The following is a 25,568-nucleotide window of genomic DNA, read 5'->3' on the forward strand; positions in this document are numbered from 1 at the left end:
CGGTGTGAAGACACGCAAGGATGCAGGCATGGTAAAGGGCGAGCAGGGATACACACTGGTGGAGCTGATCGTGGTGATGGCGATCTTCATCACCGTCATCATCGTGGCCTCGGCAGGGTTCCAAACGGTGCTGACCCAGGTGGGACAGCAAAGTAAGCTCATGGAGACCGACATCGGCAGCGTGGTCGGGCTGGAAATGCTACGCTCCGACCTGCAAGGCGCCGGTTACGGCCTTCCCTTCACCTTGCGGACGCCGCCCGCTACCGGGACCTACACCGAGTTAACCAGCAGTGACTCCGGCATACCGATGACTGCGGGATTTTGGCCTTCGGGCAAGAGCGCGCTCAGCTTCAACGACGTGCCCACCAGTTACACGGATAAATTCAGCGGCGCGCCGCGCGCGGTGCAAAGCGGCAACACGACCTTCAATCTCAGGTCCGGCATCGGTTCCCAGTACCTGGTTATCAAGTCCCTCACCGTGGCGACATCGCAGAGTGCAACGCAGAAGAAGTGGATCACTGTCTCCTACAGCGATACTGGCAAAAGTGCACCGAGCTGGAACGACCCGACTCGCGATTTCGCCAGTACCGACCGGGTGATGGTGGTCAGAAACACGTTCACCGACAATAATCCCGGCCGAGAGCTACAGGTGAATGCCAGCGGTGTCTACTCCACCACCTTCGCCAACTATACGACGCTGACCGTGCCGCACTCTTCCGGCGACGTATTCCAGGTTTACGGGGTAGACCAGAGCACGGCGCTTCGCATGCCGTTCAACCGGGCCGACTACTACGTGTATCGCCCGACCTCGGCACCCGCGGCCTGCGCCCCGAACACCGGCATACTGTACAAATCGGTGCTGAACCAGGGGGGCGGCTTCACCGATATCCCCCTGATGGACTGCGTGGCAGATATGCAGATCGCATATGGCATGGGCCAGGCCGGTTCCAACGAGGTCAACTACCATCAGTCGACATTCACCGGAGTTGCGCAGGACGTCCGCCAGCAGGTGAAGGAAATCCGGGTCTACATCCTCGCGCAGCAGGGTAAAAAAGATACCGGGTACAAACATCCCAATTCTCAGATAACCGTGGGAGAGAGTTTCGGTGGGCCTCTCGTGGGAAGGATCTTCGACCTGCCGTCCCAGATCGGGACCGGGTGGGAGAACTATCGCTGGAAGGTGTACACCATAGTGGTACGGCCGCAAAATCTCATTCAGTAGCAACGACGGTACGCTTATGAAAAAGTTAGGCAATGAAGACGGTATAGCCCTGGTCACGGCACTGATGTTCACGCTGATCTGCCTGGGGATCGTGGCGGGGTTGATGCAGATGCTGCTTCTGGAGACCAAGGTGTCTGCCACCCAGAAGAACTATCACAACTCCATCGAGGCGGCCTACGGGGGCACTGAACTCATCACCAAGGAATTCATTCCGAAGCTCTTCAGTAACTACACCACGTCCATCATTCCGCTCAAACTCGCCTACGGTTCGGGCGGGATGGGAGATATCGGGCTGGTCACCAACGACGACGCTCTCAGGAAAAAGCTTACCTACCCCACCAGCGACTGGGGGGGGCTTTCCAAGACCATCGACGCCAAGGATACGCCGGACCTGACGTTCATGTTGAGAGGGGTTTCCTCCGCCGGCAACTTCAAGGTGTACGCCAAGATCGTGGACACGGTACAGGGGAACTCCGACCCCACCGGTGTCGATTACCTTGACAGCGGCGTCGGTGTTGCCGGCACCGGTGCGGGCATCTCTCCCAAACACAACCCCGCCCTCTATACCTTCGAGGTGCGCGGCGAGAAGGCCTCCAACCCCAAGGAAAAGGCTCTGCTTTCCGTCTTGTACGCTTTCTAACCCACTCTCCTCCGACTCTTCTCCGCGGCCCTCCCACAAGGAGGGCCGCTGTCGTTTTACCTGCCACCCCACCAAGTTCCACTTTCTTTCATTTTGTTCCCGCTCTGCTAGTATTGGAAAGTTCAAATTTACCTCAGTGCTTTAGTCGAGGGGAGCTCGGAGGGGGGATGGGGACTCGCGGCTTATCTCTGGTTGAGATGATGGTGGTGATCGCCATTACGGCGACTCTGGCCAGCATCGGCGCCATATCTTTCCAGAAGTATCAAAAGAGCTACCGGATCGATGCCCAGACGCGCCTGCTCTTCGCGGAAATGCTCAAGGCACGGACCCAGGCCATCTACCAGCACAGGGGTACCCGGGTCAAGTTCTACCCGAACCGCTTCGAGGTGTACTCATCTGTGCAGGAGGGGCCGCAGGTAAGCCCGGTGGCAACACACCTTTTTTCGTTTCCCGTCACCTGGAACTTCAGTGGTTTTGATAATCCCAACGGCATCACCTTTGACGAGATCGGCATAGCAAGCAACTACGGGTCAATCTGCGTGGACTCCGCGGCCGGTTACGGTGGGGTGGACAGCGTTGTCGTTCACTATGTCAGAATTTCTATTGGCAAAAAGGACAAAGGCAATGAGTGTAGTTCCAGTTCCGGCAGCATCACTCTCAAGTAACAGCGGTTTCACCCTGGTCGAGATGCTCATGGCCCTCCTGGTCATGACGGTCGGCCTTTTGGGGCTGCTGCAGTCGGTGAATGTGGCCTACCATCAAAACCTCAGGGATGTGCTGCGCAAGGAAGCGACCCAGTTGGCGGAGGAGCAGATGCACGACTTGTGCAGGGTCCCTTTTGACAAAATCTCCAGCGCTGCGCGCAACGACAAGGTTAGTCAGAAGGTGGTAGCTGGGATCCTCAGGAGCTTTCAGGTCGACCGGAGACAAAACAGTGTGCAGGGTGCCACCAAAAAGCTGCAGGTCACCGTGTCCTGGTACGTCAAAGGCACCAGATATCAGCATGAGATCTTCGCGCTGCGGTCCAGGCGAGGTGGCGAATGAAGCGCTGGGGAAGGCGAGGGTATACCTTGGTTGAACTGGTCGTGGTCATGCTGATCTTCGCGGTGGTGATGACGCTGATCAGCAGTTCCTTCGCCAACATCGTCCGCAGCACGGGGCAACTGGGTAAACGTGCGGAGACGGACATCGGTGGGCTGATCGGGCTGGAGTTGATGCGCCGGGACCTTGAACTGGCCGGCTTCGGCCTTCCTTACACCCTTCCTGGCTGGCTCAATTACGTCGAAGCGCCCTCGGACCTGTCATTTGTGCCTGGCTTTCCTGATGTCAAGGCCAGCAACTTCAACGATCGCCCCGGGCTTGAGGCTCCCCCCGCCTTCCGCGGCGCCAGCGATGTCGGCTTCAACGGTTCCGATTACTTGGTAGTAAAAGGTACCCCTCTGGGCGATAACACGGTCTGTCGCAGTTGGTGTTACCTGAACTACAGTGCGGTCACCAGGCCGTCGCGGGTCGAACCCGAGCTCAAGATCGGCACCAAGGCCCGTGCCATCGTGCTCCGCACCGGGGCCAGCGCATCCGGCAAGCCGGTGCGGGAACTGGTCACCTCCGGTGGGGATTTCACCTTTTTCCTTAACAAGGCCGACGCAGATTTCGCGCCCCAACAAAGAAGCGATAGTCACCTTGTCTATGCAGTGGCCAGCGATAGGGAAGACGGTGATCTCAGGTTCCCCTTTAATCGTTCCGACTATTTCATCAACCGCAGTTCCGGGATTTCCCCCCTGTGCAACCGGGGGACCGGCACGCTCTATAAGACCACCATTAACCAAAACGGGAACTACACCAAGTACCCCCTCCTCGACTGCGTGGGGGACATTCAGGTCGTGTTCTACATGGACACCAACCACGACGGCATAACCGATTACCATCCCGATCCGGCTGACGGCCTTTTCGACTTCAAGGATCTCGCGAAGTACCTGCGCGAGGAGTTGAAGGAGGTCCGGGTCTATATCCTGGCCCAGCAGGGGAAGCAGGACCCGGGCTACCGCTACCCGGTGAGCAATCCCGAAAAAGCTATCGTGGTCGGCGACCTGGAGTTGCCCGACAACGGGCACGTCTGGAGCGAACGGGCGATGAGCGCTACTTTCGGCGCCGACTGGCGCACGTACCGCTGGAAAATTTACACGATCGTGGTGCAGCCCAAAAACCTGTAAGAGGGGAGGGGGCAATGACGGCTCTTGAATCCGAAAGGGGGGCAGCCCTCATTACCGCATTGATGCTGACGACGCTTGCCTTGGTGATCGCGCTGGCGCTGTTATCTACCATCATCACCGGGACCCAGGTCGCTGCGAGCCAGAAGCGCTACCGCAGCGCTCTCAGCTCCGCCCACGGCGGTCTCGACCTGTTCACCAGCGAAATTCTCCCCAGGCTGTTTCAATCCGGCTACAGTGCCACCGATTTCCACAATGACTTTCCGGGCATAGACCTGAAGGTGACGCTCGATCCGTGCCTGCAGCAAAAACTTACCTTGGCGCGCGCCGACTGGTCCGCCTGCAGCGAGGCGCAGGCAAGCCCGGATCCGGCCCAGGCCCCTGAAACTGAGTTCCGCCTTGCCGGAGATCCTCCGGCAAAAGGGTTCAACGTCAGCACCAAGATCATCGACACCGTGCCCGGGAACACCGACCGCAGCGGATACTACCTTCTGGATGCGGGGGGAGCCGTGGCAGCACAGGATGACGTGATCCACCCACAGCACGTGCCCGCCATGTACAACATCTACGTGCAAGGGGTCAGGGAAGAACCAGAAACACGCGAGAAGGCACGCCTCTCAGTCCTCTACGCCTATTGAGCGCCGCTGCCAGGACTGGTGCCACCGCCGGTTGCCTCGCCTGGTGCGACCACGCCAGCCCCTGGGCGCTTGCTCCGCACACCCACCAACACCATTTTTCAAGTAGGCGAGTTGCCGTAAATTGCAACTCGCTTTTTTATTGGTATGCTCTCCCCATCCCGCCCATTAGAAACAACCGTGAGACAGGAGGTGGCCACTTTTCCCCATGGGAAAGTTTTTATTTTGCAACATAGTTACATATAACTTTAAATAAAATGTTGACTTTCCTTTTTATAGATGCCAAAGTACGCCAAAATTAGTAATGTCTGTCTTTAAGCGGTGTCTACTTATGATCATGAACAGCGTGAAAAAACTCCGAGAAGAACGCCTGATGAGCAAGGCCGAGCTGGCAAGGCTGGCTGGTGTATCGCCCATCACCATCGACCGGATCGAACGGGGTGAGGATTGCAGGATGGAGACCAAGCGCAAGATCCTGCTTGCTCTTGGGTTTTCCCTCTCCGACAAAAACAAGGTATTCCAGGACTAGGTAGATAGGACCACGCGATGCTTTTCTCCAAGAAGAAGGACATAGTAGGGGTCGACATAGGATCGAGTGCAGTGAAGCTCGTGCAGTTGCGCCCGGCCAAGGGCGGCTTCCAGCTCGTGAAGATCGGGATCCTGCCGCTGCCTGCAGAGGCCATCGTCGATAACACCCTGATGGACAGCTCTTCGATCGTCGAGACGGTCAAGCAGTTGATGAGCACCCTCGGCGTCAAAGCCAAAGAGGCCGTCTGCTCTATCTCCGGCAACTCGGTCATCATCAGAAAGATTTCTCTGCCGGTGATGCCGGTCGAGGAACTGGAAGACCAGATTCATTGGGAGGCCGAGCAGTACATCCCCTTCGACATCAACGACGTCAACGTCGACTTCCAAATCCTCTCCCCAGACGAACAGGACCCCTCCAAGATGAACGTCCTGCTGGTCGCCAGCAAAAAGGACATCATCAACGACTACATATCGGTGTTCGCCGAGGCCGGTCTTAAGCTGGTGGTGGTCGATGTCGATTCCTTCTCGGTCCAAAACGCCTTCGAGCTCAATTACCCCGTTGACCCGGAGCAAGTGGTGGCACTGGTCAACATCGGCGCCAGCATCTTCAATCTGAACATCGTTAGGGATGGCGTCTCGCTGTTTACCCGCGACGTGCAGATGGGGGGAAATCTCTATACCGAGGAGATTCAGAAACAGTTCGGTATCAGCAGTGCCGAGGCCGAGGAGATGAAACTGGCGGCAGGACACTCCGAGGATTCCCGCTTGAATGAGGTGCTGCAGCGGGTCAACGATACCATCGCCTTGGAAATGCGCCGTTCCCTTGATTTCTACAACTCGACCGCAGGCGAGGAGAGAATCACCAAGGTCTTCTTGAGCGGCGGTGCGGCGAAGACCCTGCACCTTGTCGACGCGGTACAGCAGAGACTGGCGCTCCCGGTGGAGATCCTGAACCCGCTGGCTCGGGTCGCGGTCAACGAGAAGGAGTTCGATACCGCGTATCTTGAGGAGATCGCCCCGCTCATGTCGGTAGCGGTCGGGCTTGCTACGAGGAGGGCCGGAGACAAATGATCAAGATAAACCTCCTCCCAGTACGGGCATCAAAAAAGAAAGAGAGCATGCAGCAGCAGATCGCCATCGCGGGGGTCGCTCTTGCTGGCTGCCTGGTGATCGGTGTGTTCGGATATCTCTACCTGCGCAGCCAGATCTCGACCGTGCAAACAGCGATTACAAGCTCCGAGAGCGAACTTGCCGCCCTGAAGACGAAGATCGGCGCCATCGACAACCTCAAGAAGTTGCAGGCTGACGTCAAGCGCAAGCTTGATGTCCTCAACAAGTTGCGCCGTGGCAAGACCGGTCCGGCATCGCGGCTGGCTGCGCTGGCCGACTCGGTGCCCGAAAAGCTGTGGCTTACCAAGTACGCCGAGAACGGCACGGCCGTCTCTGTTTCCGGTATCGCAACGTCGGAAGAGTTGATTGCCGTATTCATGAAGAGCCTGCAGGCCTCGGGCTCCTTCACCAACGTCGAGCTCGTTGTCTCGGAACAGGCCGAGGTCGGCGGGGTGAAGGTAAAGCGTTTTGACCTGTCTTTCCAGATCAAGGACCAGAAACCGTAGCCCAGAACCCGGCCGCAGGCCGTTGTCCAGCGCGAATACCATGTTCGCGAACCAACCAGCTGAAGCAGAGGCATTGCCATGGATCCACAGATAGAGAAATTGCTGAAGCTCCCGACCAAAGAAAAGGTCGCGATCCTGATACTGCTGTTGCTCCTTGAGGGGGCCGGACTGTACTACGGGCTACTCCGTCCCAAGATCCAGGAACTGGATGGGCTCAAGACCCGGCACGAGGAATTGCAAAAGCAGATCCAGGAGAACCGCGCTATCGCCAACAACCTGCCGCGTTTCAAGGCCGAGTACGAGCAGCTCAAGAAGGACCTTGACAACGCCTTGACCGAGCTGCCCAACCAGAAGGAGATCCCGTCGCTGTTGACCAGTATCTCCAACTCGGGTAAGGGTGCCGGTCTCGACTTTCTCCTGTTCAGGCCGAAGCCGGAAGTGCCTAAAGATTTTTACGCAGAGGTTCCGGTCGACATCTCCGTTTCGGGCACCTTCTACAACGTGGCCGACTTCTTCGTCGCCGTTGGAAAGCTGCCTCGCATCGTGAACATCAACAACGTGAGCGTCTCGGACATCAAGGACAGCGGTGGGCGCACCAGCCTCAAGGTGAATTGTCTTGCGACCACCTTCCGCTTCCTGGACGCCAAAGAGAGTAAAAATGCCAATGCTAACAAGCCGAAATAGCCTGACACTGCTGGTTGTGTTGCTGCTGCTCTCGGTCGGTTGCAAGAAGGAGGAGGCTCCTGCGCCCCCTCCGCCTGCTCCGCCAAAGCCCGCACCAGCTCCTTCGGCTGCGCCGCCCGCTCCGCCCGCTCCGGTGCAGCAGCAGCTCTCGTCCGCATCCAAGGTGGGAGCGGCCGTCAGCTTCAAGAGGGACCCCTTCAAGCCGCTCATTTCGACGCAGCCACCACCGCCTGCCAGTCCGTCAGGCGCTCGTCCTGGTGTGCCTGCTGTCGCTGACCTGCTCCCGATCCAGAGTTTCGAGGTGAACAAGTTCAGGGTTTCGGGGATCATCGCGGGGCTCAGGGAGAACAGGGCGCTTGTGATCGACCCCAACGGAAAGGGGTACGTCGTTCAGGTCGGTACCCAGATTGGCAATGCCAACGGCCGGGTTTCCCGTATTACTTCGTCTACGGTCGAAGTTGTTGAGAAGAGTGGTCGGGGCAAAAGCAGAAAAATCGTGCTTACGCTGGCCAAGAAAAGGTAAGGAGCGTTTCAGATGACCATGTACCAGAGCAGAATTCTTTGTCATGCCATGGCACTCATCGTCCTGTTGACGGTTTCTACCGGCTGCGTCAAGAGGATGACCGCCGCCAACGAGGCCGGTCAGGCCGAGGCCGCGGCTTTCGCCACGCTTCGATCGGTGACGGTGTCAGACGATGGCTCCAGTGTCGAACTGACCAGCGACAGGCCCCTGACCTATACCTCGTATAAGGGGGGGGAGCCGGCCAAGATCATCGTCGACATCTCGCAGACCGAGCCCGGGGCGGTTGCCTCGCCCATCGCGGTCAACCGCGGCAGCGTGAAGCGGATCGAGGTCGAGCGCCAGCCGGTGGGTGGCAGCGTGTTGACCCGGGTTGCCCTCGTGCTCAGCCACGATGTCGATTTCTCGGTGGCTACCGATCCGGCAAGCAAGAACAAGCTCCTGATCAGTCTGCCCCGGGAGGCCGAGGCCAAGCATGAGCCCCCTACCAAGGAGGCGCCCATCGCTGAGCCGCGCATCGAGGAGAAAACCCTGGTAGCCGATGCGGCCGCGAAAAGCGACGCACCTCAAGCCAGCGATGCCAAGACGGTGATCCCCGCACCCCCCGCAGCTCCCGCCGACAAACCGGCTGCCAAGGCGCCCCAGGCCCCGAAAAACGAGGCCGACAATAGTGGCCAGCCGAAGCTCAACGCGGTTATTACCGCGGCCGACGGCGTCGAACTCTCGGTGCCGGGTGGGGTGGAGACCTTCAACTCCTTTAAGCTCGCTAAGCCCGACCGCATCGTGGTCGATCTCTTCAAGGTTAAAAATGCGCTGTCGCAGAACGTGATCCCCATCGGCGCCTTTGGTGTCGCCAACGCGCGGGTCGGCTCCACCCCCGACAAGGTACGCGTCGTGCTCGATGCATCCGGCGAGGGGCTGCCTGGTTTCGAGGTGGTCAAGAGTGACCTCGGCGTGAAGATCAAGCTGAAGGGGAAAGTCGCAACCGCAGCCGCGGCGCCCGCTCCTGCCCCGGCTGCAGCACCTGCCGCTGTGCCGGCTCCGGCTGCTGCACCGGCACCGGCGCCTGCACCGGTCGCCAAAATGAAGACCGAAGTTCCGCCGGGGCGCAACGTGAAGGGCGCGCTCGAGGCCGTGGATTTCAAGATCGTCAACGGTGTTTCCCGCATCTCCATGAAACTGCACGGTACCTGTGAGCCGGGTGAGCCGGTGCGAGGGCCCCAGGGCCTGACACTGACCATCGCCAATTGCCAGGTGCCCAAGCCGCTGCAGCGCGCCATGGATACCTCGAAATTCGGTTCTCCGGTACTTTCGGTGACCCCGTACCAGGTGAAGGTAAAAGGTGGCTACGTCACCAAGATCGCGGTCAAACTCCACGGGACTCCCGAGTACACCACCAGCCGCAAGGGCGATGTCCTTACCTGGGACATCGTGAACCCCGGCCCGGCCGTGGCAGCCAAGCTGCCGCCGGCGCCTGCTGCGAAGTCCAGGATGCCCGAGGCCGCTGAGGAGTTGGCTGCCCCCCGCGCCGAAGAGCCCATGACCGAGATTTCCGGCAACGTGGAGAAGCGGGGCGTGAAAAAAGTGTACAAGGGGAGGAGGGTCACCCTTGAATTCTCCGATGCCGACATCAGGAAGATCTTCCAGTTGATCGCCGAAGTGAGCAACCTGAACTTCCTGATTGCCGACGATGTTACCGGCACCATCAGCATCAAGCTGGTCAATGTTCCCTGGGACCAGGCACTGGACGTGATCCTCGAAGCCAAGGGGCTCGCCATGGTGCAGCAGGGCAACATCGTTCAGATCAAGCCCCGCAACAAGATGCAGAACCAGGCCGACGAGGAGACCGCTGCGAAGAAGGCCGCGGAAAGGATGATGGAGCTGCATACTGCAGTGTTCGAGGTTAACTACGCGAACATCAGCGACCTGGCCGCCCAGTTCAACATCATGAAGAGTGAGCGCGGCGTGATCACCAAAGATGAGCGCACCAGCCGCGTGATCGTGAAGGACATCCAGCCTGCTCTCGATGACATGAGGGCGCTGCTGAAAACTCTCGACACGCCGGAAAAGCAGGTCCAGATAGAGGCCCGCATCGTCGAGGCAACCTCCACCTTCACCCGTGACCTTGGCGTGCAGTGGGCGTTCGGGTATAAGGATTCCTCCGCGTCCGTTGCCAATATCAACAACATCGAGACCACGTTCGGCGGCGCCGTGTCCACCTCGGGGCCTGGCACAAGCGGTGCCGGCGGCATCGGGATGGGTGTTTCCTTCGGCAAGCTCACCAGCAACGTCCAACTGGATATGCGGCTTGCCGCAGCAGCCACTATCGGCCAGGTCAAGATCATATCCACGCCGAAAGTGGTCACCTTGAACAACAAGGCCGCCAAGATCTCCCAGGGACAGTCAATTCCGTACCAGACCACCTCAGCAGAGGGGACCAAGACCGAGTTCGTGGAAGCGGCCCTGACCCTGGAGGTAACCCCGCATATCACCGCCGACGGTTCCGTCAGCATGAAGATCAAGGCGAGCAACAACTCCCCCGGCGCCGGATCGCCGCCGCCGATCAACAAGAAAGAGGCAACCACCGAACTGGTGGTATCCAACGGCGACACCACCGTCATCGGCGGCATCTACGTCGACAACGAAACCGAGACCGACACCGGCGTTCCTTTCCTCGCTGATATCCCGCTGCTTGGCTGGTTGTTCAAATCCAACTCCAAGCAGAAGACCAAGACAGAACTGCTCATCTTCATTACGCCGAAGATTGTTATTTAAGGAGAATCTATGCTGAAAAAGTTTTCACTGGTGTTTTGCCTTCTGTGTTCAGCCGTCGCCCTGACCTCATGCGGCGGTGGCGATGTCGGGGGGGGAATTGGGGAATTCACTACTGTCAACGCAACCGCGACGGCGGAGACCAACTCCTTTGAGTCTGACATTCTTACCGGGAACACCTGTTCCGCTGGCGTTTCCTCCGGCGGTACCGTTCAGACTGACAACATCAATGTTGATTTCACATCCACGGCACAGTTCAGCAGCGGCGCACTCAACCTTGCCATAAGCAAGATTACCGTCCATTACACGCCGGCGCCGGGCGGTACCGCTGCTGCTCCTGCACTGCCCGATTCCTTCATCAACTACAGCCAGTTGGTTGCACCGAACGCCACCGTCAAGATACCGGTGCCGATCCTCACCCGTGACCAGAAAATTCTGCTCATGGGCCGTGCCACCCAGGCGATGCCCGTCTGCACAGCAACCACCTTCAAATACTACGTCGACATCATCTTTGAAGTTTCTGAACCTGGCGGCAACGGCAACGTCAAATCGGTCATCGCCAAAACCAACCTCGATGTCGCCGACAGTATCTAACAATCGTAACAAGGGCCCTTGCAACAAAGGGTTATGAAGGGGTGTGAAATGAACTTCTTGAAAAAAGGTTACTGGGCACTGCTGTTGCTCGTCTGCGCGGTCATGCTCAGTTGTTCGGGGGACACGGGGAAGGTTTCCGGTACTGCCGCGATTGGTGGTAAGACTACGGGCAAGGTCCTGGCCAATGACTTCCAGGTTACCAGCGATCCCACCGACCAGTCCCAACCGGCGGTGGCATACGACACGGTTACCCATAACCGCTACCTGACTGTTTTCGTTGACAGCAGGAACGGCCAGCAGATCTACGGCGCTATCAGCGTCGGGTCGGATTCTTTGGGGCAGGGGGTCACCGGCAACGTGACCTCGATGGCTGCCAACCCGGTGAACTTCGCCATTACCGCGGTGGCCGGCAACAAGTCCCAGCCCAAGGTCGCTTTCTACCAGGACCCTACTGATCCTGCCAATAACAGCAGGTACCTGGTGGTCTGGACCGACTCCCGTAACGGCTATGGCCAGATCTACGGCCAGTTCGTCAGCATGACCGGCGCGCTGATCGGCGGCAATTTCGCGATCTCGACCCACACAGCCAACGTCGACATCAACCAGAATGATCCGGACCTCATTTACAACGATGTCACCAAGAAGTTCGTGGTTGCCTGGATAGACACTTCCATATATGACACGGATGCCAACCACGCCAACGACGTCACCTACACCCCGGCTGGCACCGTCAGCTCCATCACGGTTGGTCATATACCGGTGCCCATGGCGGACAACAACCTTGTGCGCACCATCGAAGTAGATCCTCTCACCGCCGCCACGGGCAACTTGCAGTCCGTCTCCCGAGCGGTCAGAACCGGGTCTGTCACCGACAGCGGTTCCGCCATCACCGACACCTGGTTGGTAAATCTGAACGAGGCTCACCCCAAACTCGCCTTCAGCCCCATCACCGGCGAGGTGTTCGTCGCGTGGAGTGGTGCAGCCAGTACCGTGAAACTGACCATCACCTATACCAAGACCACCACCACTGGGCCGCCCCCGGTTACCACCGCTACCTTCCAGAGCGTCGTCTTTACCACGACTCCGAATGATGATGCTCCGACCAAGATCAAGCTGCGCAGGAACCAGGGGCTCGGCTTCGTAACCGACATGAGCTTCGGCACTGCCACCTTCAGCGCTACCAACCCGACCCTTGCCGTCGATCCGAATACCAACAGGCTGCTGGTGGCTTGGGAGGACAACAACGGCGGCAGCACCACCGGCAAAAACATCCAGGCCCAACTCATGGACCTCTCCGGTTTCACCACCTACGGCAACCGGATCACCGTGTCTGACGCGATCGGCGACCAGTCAGCGCCGGTGTGCGCGTTCGACAACGTCAACCAGCGCTTCCTGGTTGTGTGGGAAGACGCCCGTAACCAGAGCGCCAACCTGAGCAACATCGATCTCTACGGCCAATTCGTCGACCCGACCGGCAACCTCTCCGGCGGCTACTCCATCGTCACCGTAGCTACCGGCAACCAGCTTGCGCCGGCTGTCGCCTTCGGCGATGTCAACTTCAGGAAGTTCTTCGTGGTTTGGAAGGACGGCCGCGCCCTCAGCAACTCCGACATCTACGGGCAGCTCCTTGAATTCTCCGCACTGCCCCAGTTGGTGATCACCGACAGCAACGATGTACCTGTTCTTACCGGCTCGCATGACTTCGGCAACGTCGACATCGCCAGCGCGACTCCCTATGCAGACTGGAACTTCAAGGTTCGCAACGACGGCAACACCCAGCTGACCATCGAGTCGATCTCCGACCCTGCGTCGCCGTTCTCGCTGACTACACCGAAACCGGTAACCATCAATCCCGGCAGCAGCGCGGACATGACCGTTCGTTTCTCGCCGACTGGCGCCGGCTCCTACTCCGGCAACTCGTCCAACAACTACAAGCTGGTGTTCAACTCCGACGGCGGCCAGGCCGTGATCTACCTCTCTGGCGCCGGCACCGGCACCCAGCCGCTTTCCATCGCCAGCACATCCCTGCCGGACGCGACCGCCGGCCAGGTATATATCGGAACCACTCTGGCAGCCAACGGCGGCGTGATTCCCTACAGCAGCTGGACTGTCACGAACGGCTCGCTCCCCACTGGTCTCAGCCTGAACAGCAGCACCGGTGCCATCACCGGCACCGTTGACGCGGCGGCACTCCCGTCCTATACCTTCACGGTATCCGTCACCGACAACGCCGGTACCAAGGCGACTAAGACCTTCACCATGAACGTCACGTCGCTCACCGTCAACAACACCACTTTGAAGGCTTGGACCCAGGGAAACCCTGGTTACTCCGATCAGCTCACCGCATCCATCGGCGGAGTCACCCTTCCGAAGAGCAGCGTCACCTGGAGTGCAGTTGGCTCGGTACCCCAGGGACTCTTGCTCGCCGCAGACGGCAGCATCACCTCCACGGCAACCGGTCCGGTCTTTGCCGGTACCAACACCATTACGGTTTTGGCCACCTATACCGACACCGTCGCCAACAAGACCTACACGGCCACCAAGACCATCAGCATGACCGTTAACCCGGCCCTTTCGATCACCACCAGCAGCCTTCCGCCGGTCGTTGTCGGCAATGACTACACTCAGAAACTGGTCAAGGTGGGTGGCACGCCGTCCTACGCCTGGTCGATCACCAACGGCACTCTGCCGCCTGGCCTCCAGCTCGACCCCAGCACCGGCGATATCACCGGTATCCCGACCGGAACAGGCACCGCCCTTTTCACCGTTCAGGTCACCGACGGTACCGGCGCAACTGCCTCGCGCGCCCTAAGCATTCTTGTCAACCCGACGCTGTCGATCACCACCGCATCTCTTCCCCCGGTCACCAGCGGTTTGACCTACCTGCAGCAGCTCGTTGGCAGCGGCGGTACCAGGCCCTACACCTGGTCCATATCCGGCAACCTGCCGCCGGGAATCACCCTCGCTAACGGCGTTTTGAGCGGTACGGCCTCCGGCGCAGGCGATTACGACTTCATCGCCCAATTGAAGGACAACGACGGCACGCTGGTCACCAAGCTGCTGACCATCACCGTCAACACTCCGGGCGTTTCGTCCAGTTCGATCATCTACACCGACGGTGCAGGTACCCAGACCACCTCCTATGCTTTCGGCGGCAAGCTGACTGGTAGCACTACTGCAGCTTCCACTATCATGTTGAAAAACAATGGCGCCACTCCGATCACTATTGCTTCAGTGGCGACGACCGATGCCAGCGCCTTCCTGGCCAGCGCCCAGCAAAATTACACCCTTGCCAGCGGCCAGTCGCTGCCGGTGACGATACTGTTCAACCCGCAAACGGTTAAGAACTACAACGCCACCTTGAATATCACCGACAGTAACGGCAGCGTCTACCCGCTGACCCTTACCGGCTTCGGTGTCAGTTCCGTTGCCGCTGTTAACGGCACCACCGGTACTACCGGGACCACGACCATAGCATACGCGACCGTTGACCCCGTGCTGGTTGCCTCTTCCATGCCGGCGACCGTGGCTGCCACCAACTTCACCATCAGCTCCGTAATCGGCGTCCGACTCGACAACGTGCAGCCCAGCGGCACCGTCAACGTCGACGTCACCTACAACACGCTCCCCGCCAACCCGGTATTCTACAAGGTGGTCGGCACGACATGGACCAAGATCACTCCCGTTGTCCGTAACGGCAACACGGTCACTTTCGCTGTCAAGGATAACGACGACACGCAGGACTCCGACCCCACCCTCGGTCACATCCAGGATCCGATCGTGGTTGGCAGCGTGGATACGCCCAGCGGCGGCGGCGATACCGGCACTAACACACCGCCGACATCCTCCGCAGGCAAGAGCGGTTGCTTCATCGCTACCGCGGCATACGGCAGCTACCTCGATCCGCAGGTCGTTGTGCTCAGGCACTTCCGCGACAACGTGCTGCTCAAGTCCGTACCGGGCCGTGCCTTCGTCGCGTTCTACTACAAGCACAGCCCGCCGATCGCGGACTTCATCTATGAGCATGGCGTCCTGAGGATGCTGACCCGCTGGGCGCTCACCCCGCTCATCTTTGCGGTGAAATATCCGCTGGCCCTGCTGCTCCTCCCGGTTGGGGTGCTCTTCTATCGCCTGCGCAACCTGCGCATGGCGGTGCCGACCAGGGAGAACGTACAGCACTAGCATTAACAGGAAAAGTAGATTCAGGAGTACTAGATGTTAAAGAAGTTGTTGGTTCTTTGCTTCGTAGCTTTGACCGTTACGGCCTGCTCCAAGGCACCCGCCAAGGAGCAGGTCCAGGAAACAATAAAGAAGTTCATCCCGATGGATTTCGAGGTGCTGCAGATCTCGGAGAAGGATTACGCGGGCCTCTACGAAGTGGTCGTCAGCGTCAAGAAACAGCCGGTAGTCTTCTACGTCGATAAGAAATGCCAGTACATTTTTTCCGGTAGCATCATGTCGGCCCAGACCAAGGCAAACCTTACCGAGGACACCCTGAAAAAATTCCAGAACAAGTAACTGTAACCACATTAGCGTTGTGCCGAAAGCCAGGATGATCCTGGCTTTCGTTTATCTGGTTATATTATTTTGCCTGCGGCATGATTTGCTGCTAATATCCGCTGCGAACCGCAGGCGAAGTGGTAAAGACCGGATGCGTGAACTAGAAGACGAGGAGTATGCATGTTCAGATACCTTACCGCGGGTGAATCGCATGGCCCGCAGTTGACCGCCATCATAGAAGGGCTCCCCTCTGGGCTCAAGCTCAGCGAAAGCGACATCAACGCGGATCTTTTGCGCCGGCAGGGTGGGTATGGCCGTGGCGGCCGCATGAAGATAGAGACCGACCGTGCCAGCATCCGCTCCGGCGTGCGCTGGGGCGAGACCCTGGGGTCCCCGATTACCTTGGTCGTGGAAAATTCAGACTGGGTGAACTGGGAACAGCGCATGTCGGTGAATCCCGAGCACCGCGACGATTCCATCCGTGTTACCCGCGCCCGGCCCGGACATGCCGACCTTCCTGGGGCCATGAAGTATGCCCACAACGACGTGCGCAACATCCTCGAGCGCTCCAGCGCCCGGGAAACTGCAGTCCGTGTCGCGGTAGGGGCGGTAGCCAAGGCTTACCTGGCCCGTTTCGGTATCGCCGTGACCGGTTGCGTTGTGGAGTTGGGCGGAGTTAAGGCGGAGCGTCCTGATCTTTCCGTGAAGGCGCTCCAGGATGCCATCGCTTCTTCGCCGGTCTACACCTATGACGCTAAGGCCGGGGGCGAGATGGTAGAAGCCATCGATCGCGCCAAGGCCGCTGGCGATACTCTTGGTGGCGTGGTCGAGGTCAGAGTGACCGGCATCCCGGTTGGGCTTGGCAGCCACGTGCAGTGGGATCGCAGGCTGGATGCGCGTCTGGCCGCCGCCGTGATGAGCATCCAGGCCTTCAAGGGTGTGGAAATCGGCGCGGGGTTCGAGACCGCACGGCTCCCGGGCTCCCAGGTGCACGACGAGATCTACTTCGACGAGCAGCGCGTGGCCCGTGGTGAGAAGACCGGCTTTTACCGCAACACCAACCGCGCCGGCGGACTCGAGGGCGGTATCACCAACGGCGAGGAGATCGTTGTGTACGGTGCCATGAAGCCGATCCCGACCCTGTACACGCCCCTCAAGTCAGTCGACATCCTGACCAAGGAGCCGTTCGAAGCGACCGTCGAGCGTTCGGACTGCTGTGCGGTCCCCGCGGCATCGGTTGTTGCAGAGGCCGTGGTTGCAGTCGAGATCGTTAATGCCTTCATGGAAAAATTCGGCGGGGATTCGGTGGCCGAAACTGCCAGGAACTACTCGTCCTACATCGAATACCTGCGAGAGTTCTAGAGATCGGCCGCTCCACACCTTCTGTACCCCCTCTCTCCCAGAGGGCGAGGGAACCAGGTATTTATGAGTAGTTTTCAAAACATCTTTCTCACCGGCTTCATGGGATGCGGCAAGACCAGCGTTGGACGGCTGCTGGCGCAGCGGCTTAACTGGTCCTTCGTCGACCTCGACCAGGCCATCGTCGATGCGGCCGGGCGCAGCATCAAGGACATCTTCGCCCAGGATGGCGAACCCGCCTTCCGCGAACTGGAGACCCAAATCCTGGCACGGGTCGCGTCGGGATCGGGTCAGGTCGTCTCCACCGGCGGCGGCGTGGTGATCGCGTCCGCCAATCGGGCTGTGATGCGCAGCCACGGCTGCATCGTGAACCTCACCGCGACCGTGGAAACCATCGCGCAGCGTGTGAGCGGCGACAGCGAGCGACCATTACTGGCGGACGACGCATCGTTGTCGAGGATCCGCAGCATGCTGGATGGCCGCGAGCAGTTTTATGCCGATGCAGACGTCCGTATCGACACCACTGGCAAGGAGATCGCTGTGGTTGCCGAACAGGTACTTGAGTACTGTAAGGGGTCTTTGTGAACGTCCAACAGATAAAAGTGGCTCTTGGAGAGCGGAGCTACGACATACAACTTGGCGCAGGTATCCTGGGCACTATCGGCACCCTCTGCCGCGAACTTGGGCTGACCGGCACCGCTGCCGTCGTCTCCAATACCACCGTCGCACCCCTGTACTACGAGTCGGTGCGCGCCGCCATGGAGGCAGCCGGGTACCAGGTGCTCCTGGTATCGCTTCCCGACGGTGAGTCGTACAAGAACAGCGCCACGCTGAACCAGATCTACGATGCACTCGTGGACGCCTCGCTTGATCGCGGCTCCTTCATCCTTGCTTTGGGTGGCGGGGTGATCGGGGACATGGCCGGCTTTGCTGCGGCCAGTTACCTGCGCGGTATCCCTTTCGTGCAGCTTCCCACCACGCTTTTATCCCAGGTCGACTCCAGCGTAGGAGGCAAGACCGGCATCAACCACCCCCGCGGCAAGAACCTGATCGGCGCATTCTACCAGCCCAAGGCGGTTTTGATCGACGTGATGACGCTGGATACGCTGCCGGAGCGGGAATTCCGCGCCGGTTTGGGTGAGATTGTCAAGTACGGCGCCGTGCTGGACGGCGACTTCTTCACGTTCCTTGAGGCGAACGTCGCGGCGCTGCTGGCGCGTGACAAGGAAGCCCTTATCGAGGCCGTTGCCCGCAGTTGCTCCATCAAGGCCAAGGTGGTGGCGGTTGACGAGAGGGAAGGTGGGGTACGCGCGGTGCTTAACTACGGCCATACCCTGGGGCACGCCGTGGAGACCCTTACCGAATACACCACGTTCCTGCACGGTGAGGCCGTGGCCATCGGCATGGTGCAGGCGGCGAAGATCTCGCAGCGGTTCGGTTTCTGTAGCCAGAACGACCGGGACCGGATCGAGGCGCTCATCGCCGCGCTGGGGCTCCCCGCCGAGCTCCCCGCGTTCCCGTCGGAGCACTACGTGGAGGCTCTCTCCCACGACAAGAAGGTGCGCGACAAGGGGTTGCTCTTCATCTGCAACCGCGGCATCGGCGCCTACAAGATGGAACGGGTCACCGACCTCAAAGTACTGCTTGAGATCTGCGCATAGGAGCGTGACATGGTAGAGGACGCGTTGTCGTTTTGGACTGAGATTCAGCGTTACGAAGACATGCTGGCAGCGGATGCAAAATCGCTCTGCTTCGCACCGCTCTCCGACCTGTATCGGAAGCTCGGCCTTCTGGATGATGCCGTCTCCGTGGCCCAGAAAGGTTGCACCGCGCACCCGGAATATGCGCTTGGTTTCGTCGCCTTGGGCAACGCCTGCTACGCGAAAGGGATGACTCCGGAGGCGCGGCAGGCCCTGGAAAGGGCCATCGCCCTCAAACCGGATCACATCCAGGCCATGAAGGTGCTGAGCCAGCTCTACGTCGAGCTCGGCGAGTTGACGCTTGCCCGCCAGGTACTGGGAGAAGTGCTGGCGCAAGACCCCGAAGATTTGGAGAGCAGCATGCTCTTAAGCTCGATCGGTTCTGCTCCAGCCATTCCCCCCGCTGGGGCGGCCGAAGAGGAAGTGCTCGAAGACCTTGAGATCATTGAGGACCTGGAGGTGCTCGATGAGGAATCGGAGGCAGAGATAGCCACCGCGCCTTCGCCAGCGCCGGCCCCGTCGTCCCCGGCAGCCGCACCGCCTGCTACCGAGGCAGCGGACGATATCTGGGCCATCGAAGACCTAGAGGAGGTTGCCGAAGCGCCCGCTCCCGCCGCGGCCCAGGCCCGTGCCGCCGTTCCTGATCCGCTCACTACGGCGACCCTGGCTGAGTTGTACGTGTCCCAAGGGTTCCTGGACAAGGCACTCGCCATCTACCGGGAACTGATCACGGCGCACCCTGGCAACGAGCAGTACCGCCTCAGGCACGATGAGCTCGTAGAACAGCAGCAGTTGCAGCAGGCACCGTCGGCAGAGCCCGGCCCCGCCGCAGTTGCCGCAGCACCTGCCGCTCCCGCAACACCGGTGGTCCCTGCCGTTCCCGCAGCACCTGCTGCTCCCTCCGCCTTCGCTGCGCATGAAGCGCCCGCCGCCATGGAAGTACCCATCAGCATCGAGGAAATCGCTGTCCCCGCTGTTTTTGCCGGGATGGAATCGCCGGCGCAGCAGGAAGCGGCACCGTTGGAGCAGCCCCACGCGCCGGAGGAACCTGAGGACGGAGCTGACCTCGAGAACTCGCTGCAACGCTGGCTGGAAAACATAAGGAGAAGAAGAGATGGGGTTTAGGGAGATTCTGAAGCGGATAGTCGAGGAAAGCGGCGGCTTGGGCGGGGTCATCATGGGGTACGACGGCATCGCCATCGAGGAGTACCTGCGCGAGGCCGGCGGGCTGGACGTGCAGACCATGACCATTGAGTACGCTTCTGTGCTCAAGGAGATCAAACGGACGGTGGGTGTGCTCAAGACCGGCGAATTGGAAGAGGTTTCCATCATCACCGAGAAATGCTGCATCATCGTGCGCGGCATCAGCGAAGACTTCTTCGGGGCGCTGGTGCTCCCGGCCGACGGCAACTTCGGCAAGGCCCGGTTCCTCCTGAAACGCTCCGCTCCGGGGTTCCGGGAGTCGCTGCAATGAGCGCCGTGAAGATCCTGGTCCTGCACGGGCCGAACCTGAATCTGCTCGGGATTCGGGAGCCGGGCGTCTACGGTACCGCCACCCTGGACACCATCAACCAGGCTCTCAGGGAACTGGCGGCGCAACTGTCGCTGGAACTGGACATCGTGCAAAGTAACAGCGAAGGCGCCCTGGTAGACGCCATTCAGGGGGCCATGGGCACCTGCCAGGGCATCCTGATCAACCCCGCTGCCTACACCCACACCAGCGTCGCCATCCGCGATGCCATCGCCGCCACTGCGCTTCCCGCTGTCGAGGTTCACCTCTCCAACGTGCATGCCCGGGAGCCCTTTCGAAGCCACAGTTTCATAGCCCCGGTAGCGGTCGGTCAGATCTGCGGTTTCGGCCCTGACAGCTACCTTTTGGGGCTGCGCGCCCTTGCCAAACGGCTGGGAAAATAAGATTGTCTTACGGACGGAATTATGATAGGTAACAGAATCCTTGCGGCCCGAGAATGCCTGAAACGCTTGAATGCCGATCTGTTGCTGGTCCTCAATTTAAGCAACATCCGGTACCTCGCCGGGTTCACCGGCAGTGAAGGGCTGCTGCTACTCTCTCCAGAAGACGGGTGGTTTCTCACCGACTCCCGTTACACCTCACAGGCTGGCGCCGAGGTTACGGGCGCGAAGGTTATCGAGTTTTCCAACCGGATGGATACGCTGGTCGAATTGCTGCAGCAAAGCGGCGCGACCAGGGTGGCCTTCGAAGCCGGCTCCACCACAGTCGCTTTCTACCAGGAGCTTTGCGCCAGGACGCCGGAGATCGAGTACCTTTCCGCCGACACGGAGATGGTCGGCTTGAGGACGGTTAAGGATGCCGGCGAACTTGAGATCCTCGAGCGGGTGGCGGCGATCGCCTCCGAAGCGCTCCTGGAGACCGTGGCGCGCCTGAAGCCCGGCATGACCGAGAGCGAAGTGGCCTGGATGCTTGAAGTCGCCATGCGGGAGAGAGGGGCAGAGGGTAAATCCTTCGATTTCATCGTCGCCTCCGGTGAACGCGGCGCCCTGCCGCACGGCCGCGCCTCGGAGAAGAAGCTGGTGGCGGGAGAGTTGGTCACCATCGATTACGGCGCCATCTACCGCGGCTATTGTTCCGACGAGACGGTGACAGTATGCTTGGGCCAGCCCAACGCGAAGCAGCGCGAGGTGTACGAAACGGTGCTGGCGGCCCAGCGGGCGGCCCTCGAGTCAGTTCATCCGGGGCTGAGTTTCCGCGACCTGGATGCCAAGGCGCGCGACTACATCGGGGCAAAAGGATTCGGCGAATATTTCGGGCACGGACTCGGACACGGGGTCGGCATCGACATCCATGAACACCCGACGGCCTCGCCGCGCAGCAAGCACGTGATCCGGGAGGGGATGGTGTTCACCATCGAGCCCGGGATCTATATCCCCGGGTGGGGCGGAGTCCGCATCGAGGACACCGTGGTGGTCGAGCAGAACTGCTGCCGGCCCATCACCAGGGTACCCAAGGAATTGATGATCCTCTAAGAGTTTTAGGCGGGCCTGTCCGGCGTCGATCGGTAGGCCTTTAACCATGCAATAACGTGAAGAAAAGGAGAATGATGTGGATATAAAAGACCTGAAGATGCTGATCAAGATGGTAACGGAGACCGACATCACCGAGTTCGAGCTGGAGAACGCCGATGACAAGGTAGTCATCAAGAGGGGCTGCAGCGCGCCCCAGTTCCAGATGCAGGCGCCCGTCGCCTACCAGTACGCTCCGGCCGCTCCCGTCGCTGCCGCAGCTCCGGCTGCCGCTCCCGCCGCTGCCGCCCCGGCTGCTGCCGAGAAAGAGCAGGGCGACGTGCTCACCTCCCCCATCGTCGGCACCTTCTACCGCGCTCCGGCTCCGGACGCCGCTCCCTTCGTGGAAGTCGGCCAGATCGTCGAGAAGGGGCAGGTCCTCTGCATCGTCGAGGCGATGAAGCTCATGAACGAGATCGAGGCCGAGTTCAAGTGCAAGATCGTGAAGATCTGCAAGGAGAACGCGCAGCCGGTCGAGTACGGCGACACCCTGTTCGTGGTGGAGAAGCTTTAAGGCAGATTGAGATAACCTCAACCTCAACCTGTTTTTCGGAGACATCATGTTTCATAAAATTCTTATAGCAAACCGGGGGGAGATCGCCCTCCGGATCATCAGGACCTGCAAGGAGATGGGGATCAAGACGGTCGCCGTCTACTCCTCCGCCGACTCCGAATCGCTGCACGTGAAACTCGCCGACGAGAGCGTCTGCATCGGTCCGGCTCCCAGCCTCTCCAGCTACCTGAACATCAACGCCATCATTTCCGCGGCCGAACTGACCGACGCTGAGGCGATCCACCCCGGCTACGGCTTCCTGTCGGAAAACCCGAGGTTCGCCGAGATCTGCGAGAAGTGCGGCATTACCTTCATCGGCCCCACCGCGGAAAGCATGCGCATCATGGGTGACAAGATCTCCGCCCGCCAGGCGGTCATCAAGGTCGGCGTGCCCATCCTTCCGGGCACCAAGGAAGGGGTCAACGACGTCACCGAGGCGATCAAGGTCGCCAAGGAAATCGGCTTCCCGGTCATCATCAAGGCGACGGCAGGCGGCGGCGGGCGCGGCATGAAAATCGTGCACTCCCCGGCGGCCCTCCCCAATGCGTTCATGACCGCGAGGACCGAGGCGCAGACCGGCTTCGGCAACCCGGAAGTCTACATCGAGCGCTACTGCGAGAACCCGCGCCACGTCGAGATCCAGGTCCTGGCCGACAAGCACGGTAACGTTATCCACCTGGGCGAGCGCGACTGCTCCATTCAGCGCCGTCACCAGAAGGTGATCGAGGAAGCTCCTTCCACCGTCACCACCCCCGAACTCAGGAAGGCGATGGGCGATGCTGCGGTTGCCGCTGCCAAGGCTGTCAACTACAACAGCGTAGGCACCATGGAGTTCCTGGTCGACAAGAACAACAACTTCTATTTCATGGAGATGAACACCCGCGTGCAGGTGGAGCACCCGGTGACCGAGATGATCACCGGCGTGGACATCGTCAAGGAGCAGATTCGCTCCGCCTACGGCGAGAAACTCCGCTACACCCAGGACGACATCAAGATCAAGGGCCACGCCATCGAGTGTCGCATCAACGCCGAGGATTCGGTGAAGTTCACCCCGTGCCCCGGTAAGATCACCGACCACCACACCCCGGGCGGACTCGGCGTTCGTGTTGATTCCTTCGTCTACACCAACTACAGCGTAGTGCCACACTACGACTCCCTGATCGCCAAGCTGATCGTGCATGCCGACACCAGGGATGAGGCCATCAAGCGCATGGCGCGCGCGCTCGACGAGTACATCGTCGACGGCATCAAGACCACCATCCCGTTCCACAAGAGGATCATGGCCAACAAGGACTTCATAGAAGGGAACATAGACACCGGCTTCATCGAAAGGCTGGTACTGGAGTAAACTATGGACTTTCCTGAAGAGCTGAAGTACAGCAAGGAACATTTGTGGGTTCGCGTCGAGGGAGACCGTGCCGTGATCGGCATCACCGATTACGCGCAGGTGGAACTGGGCAACGTCACCTCGGTCGAGTTGCCGGAAGCGGGTGACGAACTGGAGCAGGATGACTCCTTCGGCTCCATCGAGGCGAGGAAGACCGTGGCGGACCTCTACGCGCCGCTGTCCGGTACCGTGCTCGAGGTCAACACTGAGCTTGGCACCGCGCCGGAGTTCATCAACGACGATCCTTACGATGCCGGGTGGTTGGTGGTCATCGAGATGGCCGACTCCGAGGAGTTGAACCTCCTCATGTCCGCCGAACTGTACGAGGATACCGTTTCCGTTTCCGAAGAATAACTGGCAGTTGTTCGAGATATACCTGAAAAGGCGAGAGATCCTCTCGCCTTTTCCTTTTCCGCTAGTCCCTCTCCCGGAGGGAGAGGGGATGTTGACGTTTGTGGCACAAGGTCATGTCAGTCTGGTTCTTCTGCCGCAGCCTTATCTGGAGTTTTCAGTGACCATCAACATAGGACACATCAAGTACGCGAACTGCACCCCCATCTTCACCGCTCTCGCTTCCCATTTCGATTGCACCGGTTACCGCTTCGTTGACGGCGTCCCGGCACGCCTGAACGCCATGTTGCGCGCCGGCGAGATCGATCTCAGCCCTTCCTCCTCCATCGAGTACGCCATGGCGCATGAGCAGTATTGTCTGCTCCCGGAGCTCTCCATCAGCGCCATCGGTCCCGTGAAAAGCGTGTTCCTCTTCTCCCGGGTCCCGATCGAGGAACTGGATGGCGCTGCCATAGGGCTTACTGCGGAGTCTGACACCTCGGTGAACCTGTTGAAAGTGCTTTTGGCCAGGAAGTACGGCTTCGCAAACAGCTTCGAGCGGACCACGCTGCCGCTCGCCCAGGCGCTGGAACAGTATCCCGGCTTGCTGCTGATCGGCGACGCCGCGCTGAAAGGGGCCGCTTCCGGTTCCGGGTTCTTCTGTTACGACCTTGGTGCACTGTGGCACGAGTTCACCGGGCTTCCCTTCGTCTTCGCCCTCTGGATCGTGCGGCGCGAAGCGGCGCAGGAGAAGCAGACTGAACTGGCGGCGCTCGCCCATGACCTGGTGGCGGCGAAGAAACTCGCCTACGCAAGCTACGCCGAGATCGCTGCGCAGTGCGAGGAGCGCGCCTGGTTGAGCGAGGAGGCGCTGGTGGACTACTGGCAGACCATCTCGTACGAGCTGACCGACGCGCACCTCGAAGGGGCGCGGCTGTTCTTCAGGCACGCCTTCGAGATGGGGCTCATTCCGAGCCTGCCGGAGTTGCGGTTCTTCAAATAGATGGGGCAGATGGAGACGGTGGCAACTTTTGGGGGGACAATTTCACCTCAGTGGCGATTTCGCATTGTTTCTCTGCGAGGAAATCACCTCAGGTGTGTTGAAAAAAAAACCCTGCGAGTTGAACTCACCTCTTTGCATTTGAAATCCAGGTCAGTGGCGGTTTCGAATTCTTTACGCGTGGCAATTCACTTGAAGTGCGTTTAAAAAAATCTTTCCAAGTGTTGAACGCAACTCTCCGCATTTCAAACTTAAGTCAGTGGCAGTTTCGAATTCTTTCTG

The 25,568-nt window shown here is 59.7% G+C and carries 26 protein-coding genes; all 26 read left to right on the forward strand.

Annotated features, from left to right (window positions below):
* The first annotated feature begins 4 nt into the window (after positions 1–4).
* The 26 genes from K7R21_RS02530 to K7R21_RS02655 all read left to right on the forward strand — a co-directional run bounded on the left by K7R21_RS02530 (position 5) and on the right by K7R21_RS02655 (position 25,289).
* A complete protein-coding gene (locus K7R21_RS02530; RefSeq protein WP_224981725.1) occupies positions 5–1,222 on the forward strand; it encodes a PilW family protein in 1,218 nt (405 codons plus the stop codon).
* 16 nt (positions 1,223–1,238) lie between these two features.
* Positions 1,239–1,862, forward strand: coding sequence for a pilus assembly PilX N-terminal domain-containing protein (locus K7R21_RS02535; RefSeq protein ID WP_224981726.1), 624 nt, complete (start codon positions 1,239–1,241; stop codon positions 1,860–1,862).
* Positions 1,863–2,029: 167 nt separating this feature from the next.
* The gene (locus K7R21_RS02540; protein WP_224981727.1) at positions 2,030–2,527 is read left to right on the forward strand and encodes a pilus assembly FimT family protein; all 498 of its coding nucleotides are present in this window, start codon (positions 2,030–2,032) and stop codon (positions 2,525–2,527) included.
* Positions 2,487–2,906, forward strand: a complete 420-nt coding sequence (locus K7R21_RS02545; protein ID WP_224981728.1) for a type IV pilus modification PilV family protein — start codon at positions 2,487–2,489, stop codon at positions 2,904–2,906. The genes K7R21_RS02540 and K7R21_RS02545 overlap by 41 nt, the downstream gene beginning before the upstream one ends.
* Positions 2,903–4,072, forward strand: coding sequence for a PilW family protein (locus K7R21_RS02550; protein WP_224981729.1), 1,170 nt, complete (start codon positions 2,903–2,905; stop codon positions 4,070–4,072). Before K7R21_RS02545 ends, K7R21_RS02550 begins: the two co-directional genes overlap by 4 nt.
* Before the next feature lie 14 nt (positions 4,073–4,086).
* Entirely contained in the window at positions 4,087–4,707 is a 621-nt protein-coding gene (locus tag K7R21_RS02555) for a pilus assembly protein PilX (protein ID WP_224981730.1), read from the forward strand.
* Between the two features lie 328 nt (positions 4,708–5,035).
* On the forward strand, positions 5,036–5,233 hold the full coding sequence (locus K7R21_RS02560) for a helix-turn-helix transcriptional regulator (protein ID WP_041248407.1): 198 nt from the start codon (positions 5,036–5,038) through the stop codon (positions 5,231–5,233).
* 17 nt (positions 5,234–5,250) lie between these two features.
* Complete coding sequence (gene pilM / locus K7R21_RS02565; protein WP_224981731.1) at positions 5,251–6,303, forward strand: type IV pilus assembly protein PilM; 1,053 nt, start codon at positions 5,251–5,253, stop codon at positions 6,301–6,303.
* Positions 6,300–6,848, forward strand: a complete 549-nt coding sequence (locus tag K7R21_RS02570; RefSeq protein ID WP_224981732.1) for a PilN domain-containing protein — start codon at positions 6,300–6,302, stop codon at positions 6,846–6,848. Before pilM ends, K7R21_RS02570 begins: the two co-directional genes overlap by 4 nt.
* A gap of 78 nt (positions 6,849–6,926) precedes the next feature.
* A complete protein-coding gene (gene pilO, locus K7R21_RS02575) occupies positions 6,927–7,532 on the forward strand; it encodes a type IV pilus inner membrane component PilO (protein ID WP_224981733.1) in 606 nt (201 codons plus the stop codon).
* Positions 7,507–8,055 carry a pilus assembly protein PilP gene (locus K7R21_RS02580; RefSeq protein WP_224981734.1) on the forward strand — a complete coding sequence of 183 codons (549 nt, stop codon included), beginning with the start codon at positions 7,507–7,509 and terminating at the stop codon, positions 8,053–8,055. Before pilO ends, K7R21_RS02580 begins: the two co-directional genes overlap by 26 nt.
* Before the next feature lie 12 nt (positions 8,056–8,067).
* The gene (pilQ, locus tag K7R21_RS02585) at positions 8,068–10,827 is read left to right on the forward strand and encodes a type IV pilus secretin family protein (protein ID WP_224981735.1); all 2,760 of its coding nucleotides are present in this window, start codon (positions 8,068–8,070) and stop codon (positions 10,825–10,827) included.
* Positions 10,828–10,836: 9 nt separating this feature from the next.
* Complete coding sequence (locus K7R21_RS02590; RefSeq protein WP_224981736.1) at positions 10,837–11,418, forward strand: hypothetical protein; 582 nt, start codon at positions 10,837–10,839, stop codon at positions 11,416–11,418.
* A 48-nt stretch (positions 11,419–11,466) separates the two neighbouring features.
* Positions 11,467–15,600, forward strand: a complete 4,134-nt coding sequence (locus K7R21_RS02595; protein WP_224981737.1) for a beta strand repeat-containing protein — start codon at positions 11,467–11,469, stop codon at positions 15,598–15,600.
* A 33-nt stretch (positions 15,601–15,633) separates the two neighbouring features.
* Positions 15,634–15,936 (forward strand): disulfide isomerase DsbC N-terminal domain-containing protein, encoded by a 303-nt coding sequence (locus K7R21_RS02600; protein WP_224981738.1) that lies wholly within the window; start codon positions 15,634–15,636, stop codon positions 15,934–15,936.
* Positions 15,937–16,098: 162 nt separating this feature from the next.
* Complete coding sequence (gene aroC / locus K7R21_RS02605; protein WP_224981739.1) at positions 16,099–17,280, forward strand: chorismate synthase; 1,182 nt, start codon at positions 16,099–16,101, stop codon at positions 17,278–17,280.
* 63 nt (positions 17,281–17,343) lie between these two features.
* Positions 17,344–17,862 carry a shikimate kinase gene (locus K7R21_RS02610; protein ID WP_224981740.1) on the forward strand — a complete coding sequence of 173 codons (519 nt, stop codon included), beginning with the start codon at positions 17,344–17,346 and terminating at the stop codon, positions 17,860–17,862.
* The gene (gene aroB / locus K7R21_RS02615) at positions 17,859–18,938 is read left to right on the forward strand and encodes a 3-dehydroquinate synthase (RefSeq protein ID WP_224981741.1); all 1,080 of its coding nucleotides are present in this window, start codon (positions 17,859–17,861) and stop codon (positions 18,936–18,938) included. Before K7R21_RS02610 ends, aroB begins: the two co-directional genes overlap by 4 nt.
* Positions 18,939–18,947: 9 nt before the next feature.
* On the forward strand, positions 18,948–20,102 hold the full coding sequence (locus tag K7R21_RS02620) for a tetratricopeptide repeat protein (protein WP_224981742.1): 1,155 nt from the start codon (positions 18,948–18,950) through the stop codon (positions 20,100–20,102).
* A complete protein-coding gene (locus tag K7R21_RS02625) occupies positions 20,092–20,451 on the forward strand; it encodes a roadblock/LC7 domain-containing protein (protein WP_224981743.1) in 360 nt (119 codons plus the stop codon). The genes K7R21_RS02620 and K7R21_RS02625 overlap by 11 nt, the downstream gene beginning before the upstream one ends.
* Before the next feature lie 5 nt (positions 20,452–20,456).
* Positions 20,457–20,891, forward strand: a complete 435-nt coding sequence (gene aroQ / locus K7R21_RS02630; RefSeq protein ID WP_224983396.1) for a type II 3-dehydroquinate dehydratase — start codon at positions 20,457–20,459, stop codon at positions 20,889–20,891.
* 21 nt (positions 20,892–20,912) lie between these two features.
* Positions 20,913–21,980 (forward strand): aminopeptidase P family protein, encoded by a 1,068-nt coding sequence (locus tag K7R21_RS02635; RefSeq protein ID WP_224981744.1) that lies wholly within the window; start codon positions 20,913–20,915, stop codon positions 21,978–21,980.
* 76 nt (positions 21,981–22,056) lie between these two features.
* Positions 22,057–22,530, forward strand: a complete 474-nt coding sequence (gene accB, locus K7R21_RS02640) for an acetyl-CoA carboxylase biotin carboxyl carrier protein (RefSeq protein WP_224981745.1) — start codon at positions 22,057–22,059, stop codon at positions 22,528–22,530.
* 46 nt (positions 22,531–22,576) lie between these two features.
* Complete coding sequence (gene accC, locus K7R21_RS02645) at positions 22,577–23,917, forward strand: acetyl-CoA carboxylase biotin carboxylase subunit (protein ID WP_224981746.1); 1,341 nt, start codon at positions 22,577–22,579, stop codon at positions 23,915–23,917.
* A 3-nt stretch (positions 23,918–23,920) separates the two neighbouring features.
* Entirely contained in the window at positions 23,921–24,310 is a 390-nt protein-coding gene (gene gcvH, locus K7R21_RS02650; RefSeq protein ID WP_224981747.1) for a glycine cleavage system protein GcvH, read from the forward strand.
* A 157-nt stretch (positions 24,311–24,467) separates the two neighbouring features.
* On the forward strand, positions 24,468–25,289 hold the full coding sequence (locus K7R21_RS02655; RefSeq protein WP_224981748.1) for a menaquinone biosynthetic enzyme MqnA/MqnD family protein: 822 nt from the start codon (positions 24,468–24,470) through the stop codon (positions 25,287–25,289).
* Positions 25,290–25,568 lie beyond the last annotated feature (279 nt).

It is taken from the genome of Geomonas agri, from assembly GCF_020179605.1.
Taxonomy (GTDB): Bacteria; Desulfobacterota; Desulfuromonadia; order Geobacterales; family Geobacteraceae; genus Geomonas; species Geomonas agri.